Origin of the sequence: Streptomyces sp. YS-3 (assembly GCF_045257485.1) — a bacterium.
In the GTDB taxonomy this organism is placed as follows: Bacteria; Actinomycetota; Actinomycetes; order Streptomycetales; family Streptomycetaceae; genus Streptomyces.
The window spans coordinates 21,205-28,337 of sequence record NZ_JBJHPC010000028.1; the positions used below are offsets into that span (position 1 = coordinate 21,205).

The window sequence follows — 7,133 nt, forward strand, 5'->3', positions numbered from 1 at the left end:
GTCCTACCGCGCCTCCTGGTCGCTGTCCGGGACCCGCGCCGCCCACATAGGCAGCCGCTCCGTCCCCCGCCGGCCCGCCCCGCTGCGCCGGGCCAGCCGCTCGTTCTGGCCGCGCAGCGCGGTGTGCAGCCCGTCCCACAGCGTGCCGTCGGTGCGGTCGTGCGGATCGGGGTCGATCAGCACCACGCCGATGACGACGACGCGCTGGTCCGCGAGCTGCCGTGCCACGGTGTGCAGCCATGCGGCGCTGCCGTGCCCGGCGCGTACGACGAGCACGGTCTGGGTGCCGAGGTACTGCAGGTCGGTCCACGCCGTGCCGGGGGCCACCGAGCCGACGCCGAGCCGCCGTTCGTGCTGCGGCACCGCGGCGGCGCCCTCGGCGCCGACCACGGTCGGATCGTCCGGCCGCCGCCGGCCGCCGGCGAGCTCCTGGCCCGGCAGAGCGTCCACGACGACCACGGGCTCGTCGGCCGCCAGTGCCCTGGCCACCTCCAGGGCGAGCACGCCCGTATCGCGCGCACAGCCCAGTTCCAGCAGCGACACCGGCTCCGCGCAGCCGCGCACGGTACGGGCCAGGGTCGCGGCGAGCCGTTCGTGCGCCGCCCGGGTCCGCCGGCTCCGCCACAGTCCGGCCGGCCCCCGGGGTGTGCGGCGCAGCTCCGCGATGACCGAGGCACCCAGGTTCGCCGCGATCTCCCGGCGCAGTACGGGGCGGTCCGCCACCACCGTGCCGACCGCGGCCACCACGAGCCCGAGGACGAGCCCCAGGACGAGGCCGACCACGGCGTTGGTGACGGCCGCCTTGGGCATCGAGTGCCGCACCGCGCGCGGCCCGTCCACGATCTGGGTGCCGGCGACGAGCTGGGGCGCTCCGGTGCGCGCCTCGGCGGCGCGCTGGTCGAAGTCGGCGATCCGCGAGTTGAGTTCGGCGCGGCGGGCGTAGAGCGTCTCGATACTGGCCGACGCCTTCGGTCCGCCGCCCGTCTGCGCCCGGTCCCCGATCGACTTGTTGACCTGGGCGAGTTCGTCCCGCATCCGGTCGCGCTGGTCGAGCAGCGCCTTGGCCTCGGCCTTCGCCGCCTCCTGCATCCGGCGGACGTGGTCCGCGACGAACGCGCGGGCCAGCGCCCCGGCCCGGGCCACCGCCTCGGTGTCACTGGCCCCGGTCACATCGATCTGCATCAGGTTGTTGGTCAGGCCGGTGCCCCGGTAGTCCCGCATGAAGTCCTCCGGCTTCTCCGGGGACTTCAGGGCCTGGAGGGCCTGGCCGGCGATCCGTGTGGTCCCCAGGAGCGCGACATCGGTACGCATCAGCGTTCCGGTGTCGTTGGGCTGGTCCGCCTGGTGGGTGACGAGCACCTTGGCCACGGCGGCCGGGGGCGCCGGCAGCGCGACCGCCATCACCGCGCCCGCCAGCAGCCCCAGCAGGGCGAGGGAGGACCAGAGGCGGCGGCGTCTGCGTACCGCCACCACCAGCGCCTGGAGGTCGAAGAGCGGGGTCGCGGCCGACGGCTGGGAAGTCTTGCTCGTCACACTGAACCTCGCCTCGCGTCGTCGCCCACCACGATCACCGGGACGGTGTGGTGCGGGGAAGGGGCCGCGGTCCGTGCCGTGCGGGCCCGGACCGCCCGGGCGACGACGACGCCGACGACCTCGTGCTCCGCGTCCGCGCACGCCTCGGCGACACCGGCGAGGTCCTCGGCGGTCCAGCTGCCCGCGCTGAGCACGACGAGCGCGCCGGACTCGGTGCCGCGGTCCGGCACCATCGGCTGGGACACCGAGACGTCCACCACCCGCAGCAGCGGACCGCTCTTGGCCTGAGCGACGAGCTCCGCGGCGGCCAGGCGGGCGATCTCGTCGCCGTCCGGTACGACGACCAGCAGCCGCCGGGGCGCCGGGAGGCGCTCCCGCAGCCGGGCGCACACCCGGCGGTAGCGGATCCGGCTGCCCTCCTCGTCGCCGGACATCGGCGGGACCGGCATGTCCCAGCGGCCGTCCAGGCCCAGCAGCCGGCGGAGCCAGGTCCACGGGCCACGGCCTTCGGCCCGCGCGGCCCGCTCACCGGGTACCTCGACGGTGCCCAGCAGCGTCGCGCCGAGGGCGGCGGTGATCTCCGCCTCGGTACGCAGCCGGCGGTTGACCCGGGCGGCGGCGAGATGGCCGACCACCGCGAGCACGAGGAACAGCAGCGCCCCGGCGACGGTGAGCTGGGTTCTGGTCGGCGGTGCCTCACCGGCCGGGCGGGCCGCCGGACCCATGACGACCATGCCGGCCTTGCTGGTCGCCGGGTCGGCCTGGTCCAGCTTCTTCATGGCTTCCTGCAACGCGGTGCGCAGCTTCTCCAGTTCGGTGCGGACCTGCACGCTCTCCACGGTCTGCCCCGGGTCCGCCGCGTTGGCGAGCTCGCTGATGCGGTGGTTGGTCTGCTCCACCTTCTGCCGCAGCGCCTCGGGCCCGGCCGCCGTGCCGGGGTCGCTGTTGTCGCCCGCGATCCGCGCGGTGAAGGCGACGAACTGCTGGGCCAGCTGGTCGGCGAGGCGCTGCGCGCCCTCCGGGGTGTCGGCCGTACCCGAGATCTTGATGATGTTGCCGTCGGTGGCCTTGGCGCTCACCCGGTCCCGCAGCCTGGCGCCGCCGCCCCGCCAGCGGAGCGTGGTGGCCGCGCGGTCGACCACCGTCGAACTGGCCGCGATCTCCGCCTGGGTCAGCAGCTCGCGCTCCTCCCACTGGCCCGGCAGCAGCACCGACGCCGACGCCGTGTAACGCGGGGGGAAGAACACCGAGGAGCCGTAGCCGACGAGCGCGCCCACCACGGCCAGGACGGCGAGCAGCTGCCACCGCCTGCGGAACATACGCCCGATCGTGACCAGGCGTATCGTGTCATCGCTCAATGGCGCGGCCTCCTCACCGTTCGTACCGGGTCGCCCGCCGAGGCCGTGGTGCGCTTCCGGCAGGCGACGGCGTAGGCGGCGAGCAGTGCGGCCTGCGAGTTGCGCCAGGAGAGCTCCCCGCCGATCCGCTCCTGGCCGGTCCTGCCCATCCGGGCCCGTCGCTCCGGGTCGTCCAGCAGCAGCGCGATGAGCGCGGCGAACTCGGCCTCGTCGTTGGCGGGCGCGTAGAGGGCGGCGTCACCGGCGGAGACCCGCGCCTCCTTCAGGTCGAAGGAGACGATCGGCCGCCCCATCGCCATGTACTCCAGGACCTTGTTCATGGTCGACACGTCGTTGAGCGGGTTGCGCGGGTCGGGGGAGAGGCACACGTCCGCGGTGGACAGATAGCGCACCAGATCGGCGTCCGGTACGCGCCCGGTGAACTGCACCTGCTCGGTGAGCCCGAGCCGCCCGGACAGCTCCACCATCGCGTCGAAGGCGTCACCGGAGCCGACGAACACCGCGTGCCAGTCGGTGCGTCCGAGCTCGTCGCGCAGTTTCGCCAGGGCCCGCAGGGCGTAGTCGACGCCGTCCTGGGGGCCCATCACCCCCAGATAGCACAGCAGATGGGGCTTGCCGCGCTTCAACTCCGGCTCCGCCGGAACCGGTTGGAACCGGTCGGTCTGCGGAGCGCTGCGCACCACGAACACATCCGCCGGACTTCGCCCGCCACGGCGTACCGCGACATCCCGGTAGCTCTCGTTCGTGGCGAGCACGACGTCCGCGGCCCGGTAGGTCAGCCGTTCCAGCGCGCACACGGCGCGGTAGAGCAGGTCCTCGCCGCGGTCGAACCGGGAGAGGTACAGCTCGGGCACCAGGTCATGCTGGTCGAAGACGAACCGCGCCCCGCGCCGCTTCAGCCACAGGGCCGGCAGGAACAGCAGGTCGGGCGGGTTGCAGGCATGGACCACATCGACCCGGCCGACCTTGCGGGCCAGCCGTGCCGTATGCCACAGCGCCGTGCCGTATTCCCGCAGATAGCCGGCCGGTCCTCCGGTCGCCGCGCGGAGCGGGTAGCGGTGGATCCGCACCCCGTCGATCTCCGCCTCCGCCTCCGTGTCCCGTTTGCTTCCCCGGGGGCAGATGACGTGCACCTCCCAGCCCGCGTCGCGCAGCGTCGTGCACTCCTGCCACACGCGGCGGTCGAACGGCACCGACAGGTTCTCCACCAGGATCAGGGCGCGCCGGCCCGGCCGGTCGCCGCCGGCCGTGTCGTCGAACGATGTGTCACCAGGCAAGGCCCACGTACCCCGGTTCGGCCCGGCGCGCCTCGGCGTCGGGAAGGCGGACGAGATCGACTATCACCGGGCCGTCGCCATGGGGCAGGGCCGCGAGCACGGCCGGGTCCCTCGTCCCGACCAGACACACCTCGGCGTGTTCGAGCACCTCCTCGACGGAGTCGGCGAGCAGTTGCGCGAGGTGGGGCAGCCGCGTCTCGATGTACTCGCGGTTGGCGCCCATCAGCCGGGAGAGGCTGACGTTGGCGTCGTGGATCTTCAGGTCGTACCCCTTGCCGAAGAGCCGTTCCGCCAGCTCGACGAGCGGGCTCTCCCGCAGGTCGTCGGTGCCGGGTTTGAAGGACAGCCCGAACAGGCCCACCCGGCGTCTGCCGGTGCGCTCGACCAGGTCCACCGCCCGCTGGAGATGGTCGGAGTTGGAGGGCAGCACATGGGCGAGGATGGGCACCGAGACATCGGCCCGCCGCGCCGCGTGGACCAGGCTGCGCAGGTCCTTGGGCAGGCAGGAGCCGCCGAAGGCGAAGCCGGGCCGCAGATAGGCGGGGCTGATGTTCAGCTTGCGGTCGGCCAGGAACACGTCCATCACCTGGTGCGAGTCCACCCCGAGCGCCTGGCACACCGCGCCCAGCTCGTTGGCGAATCCGATCTTGAGGCCGTGGAACGCGTTGTCCGCGTACTTGATGGCCTCGGCCGTGGGGACCGGCACCCGGAACACCTCACCGGGCAGCCCGTCGTACAGCGCCGCCACGGTGTCACCGCTCGCCGGGTCGAGTTCGCCGATGACGGTCTTGGGCGGGTCGAAGAAGTCCCGCACGCTGGTGCCCTCGCGCAGGAACTCCGGGTTGACCGCGACCCCGAGCTCCACCCCGGCCGTGCCGCCGACGTATTTCTCCAGGATCGGCAGCAGCAGGTTCAGACAGGTGCCCGGGAGCATGGTGCTGCGGAACACGACGGTGTGCCGGCCCCCCTGCTCGGCCCCCTCGGCCAGCGCGGCGCCGATCTGCTCGGTGACCCGCTCCAAGTACGTGGTGCACAGGCTGCCGTTGGGCTCCGAGGGCGTGCCCACGCAGATCAACGACACCTCGCTGCCCATGACCGCCTCGCGGACGTCGTGGGTGGCGCGTAGCGCCCCGGTCCGTACGACCTCGGCGGTGAGCTCACCGATCCGTTCCTCGACCACCGGGGCCCGGCCGTCGTTGACCAGGTCGACCTTCACCTGGTTGACGTCCACCCCGATGACCTCGTGTCCCAGACTGGCCAGGCACGCGGCCGACACACAGCCCACGTAACCGAGCCCGAAGACGCTGACCCTCATGCCCCGTCCCTCCCGCCAGGCAGGCCCCGGCGGCCCGCGGTCCGCGCGTCGGCGGAACCCTCAAGTTGCAGTCCGCCGCGCATCAGTAGGCCCCCTGGCCGTAGAGCACCGCACGCAGGGTCTTCCACAGGATCACCGTGTCCAGGGCGAGCGACCAGTCCTCCACGTATCTGAGGTCCAGCCGGACCGCCTCCTCCCACGGCAGGTCGCTGCGTCCGCTGATCTGCCACAGGCCCGTGAGCCCGGGTTTGACCAGCAGCCGCCGCCGGATGTCCGGGCCGTACGCGGCGGACTCCTCCGGCAGCGGAGGCCGCGGGCCGACGAGCGACATCGATCCGGTGAGTACGTTGAAGAGCTGCGGCAGCTCGTCGATCGAGTACCGGCGCAGCACCGCTCCCACCCGGGTCACCCGCGGGTCGCGGCGGAGTTTGAACAGCAGGCCGGCGCCCTCGTTGCGGTCGGCCAGCGCGGCCCGCGCCCGGTCGGCCCCGGCGACCATGGTGCGGAACTTCAGGATGGTGAACTCGCGGCCGTCCTTGCCGACCCTGCGCTGACGGTAGAACACCCCGCCCCGGCTGTCCGCCAGTACGAGGATCCCGACGAGCACCATCAGCGGTGTGAACAGCAGCAGCAGAAGCGCCGCGCCCAGCCTGTCGACGACTTCCTTGACCACCCGGCGGCCCCCGGTGAAGGTCGGCATGCTGACCCGCAGCAGCGGTATCCCGAGCACCGCGTCGACGTGCAGCCGCGGGCCGGCCACCTCCATCAGCACGGGCGCCACGACCATCTCGGCGTCGCTGCCCTCCAGGTTCCAGGCCAGCCGTTGCAGCCGGTCCGGGGACCAGTGCGGGTCCGGGGTGACCGCGACCACCCGGTAGCCGTCGCGGCGGACATGGCCCGCCACGTCCGCCAGCCGCCCCACGACCGGTACTCCGTCCAACTGGTCGCCCTCGGGCCCGAGCCCGTCCGTGGTGCACACCGCGTCCACCCGCCAGCCGAGGTGGGGGAACTTGCGTGTGCGGGCTATCAGGTCGCGCACGGTGGCCGGGCTCCCGGCGGCGAGCACCGGCCGCAGACACCGCCCCTCCTTGCGCTGTCGGTGCAGCCCGAGGCGGAGCAGATACCGCGCGGTCATGGAGACGAGACCGATCGCGGGTATCGCGACGAATATCCAGAGTTTGATGTTGCGCGAGGTGAGGGCGATGCCGCCGAGCGAGAGGACGACGGCCGCCGTGAACAGCGCGCGCCCGAGGCGGCGGAACTCCTCGGCGCCCTGCCCCAGTACGCCCGGGGCCCACGCCCGGCTCACCGCGAGCGCTCCCAGCACCAGCAGTTCGGTGCCGAAGGTGAGGATGCCCCACTTCTCATGCCAGTTGGCCGCGTCCCGGGCGCCGAAGAAGGCGCCGATCGCCGCGACCACGAAGGCGGTGGCGAGGGTGTCGCTGGTGATCACGGTACGGCGGTACCGCTGCTCCCAGTCGGTCGCGGGCCGGCCGATGGTTTCGTCCGCCAGACGTCTTCGCGTCGGCGGAAACGGTCTGACTAGTCCACCCTGCCGCACAGGACCCCCCAGGTCGCCAGTGGTTGGACGTGTTCGTCTGACACTGTTCCTCCCCCCGGGAGGCCCCCGCCCCCCGCACTGTGTCTTCC

The 7,133-nt window shown here is 72.9% G+C and carries 5 protein-coding genes; all 5 read right to left on the bottom strand.

What is annotated here, in order from left to right; genetic code table 11:
* Positions 1-3: 3 nt before the first annotated feature.
* A complete protein-coding gene (locus ACJA3G_RS04835) occupies positions 4-1,533 on the bottom strand; it encodes a Wzz/FepE/Etk N-terminal domain-containing protein (protein ID WP_406551617.1) in 1,530 nt (509 codons plus the stop codon).
* Positions 1,530-2,891: a Wzz/FepE/Etk N-terminal domain-containing protein gene (locus tag ACJA3G_RS04840; protein WP_406551618.1), complete on the bottom strand. Its 1,362-nt coding sequence runs from the start codon at positions 2,889-2,891 to the stop codon at positions 1,530-1,532. Before ACJA3G_RS04840 ends, ACJA3G_RS04835 begins: the two co-directional genes overlap by 4 nt.
* Positions 2,888-4,168: a glycosyltransferase family 4 protein gene (locus tag ACJA3G_RS04845; protein WP_406551619.1), complete on the bottom strand. Its 1,281-nt coding sequence runs from the start codon at positions 4,166-4,168 to the stop codon at positions 2,888-2,890. Before ACJA3G_RS04845 ends, ACJA3G_RS04840 begins: the two co-directional genes overlap by 4 nt.
* On the bottom strand, positions 4,158-5,483 hold the full coding sequence (locus ACJA3G_RS04850) for a nucleotide sugar dehydrogenase (protein WP_406551620.1): 1,326 nt from the start codon (positions 5,481-5,483) through the stop codon (positions 4,158-4,160). The genes ACJA3G_RS04845 and ACJA3G_RS04850 overlap by 11 nt, the downstream gene beginning before the upstream one ends.
* A gap of 82 nt (positions 5,484-5,565) precedes the next feature.
* A complete protein-coding gene (locus ACJA3G_RS04855; RefSeq protein WP_406551621.1) occupies positions 5,566-7,044 on the bottom strand; it encodes a sugar transferase in 1,479 nt (492 codons plus the stop codon).
* Between the last annotated feature and the right edge of the window lie 89 nt (positions 7,045-7,133).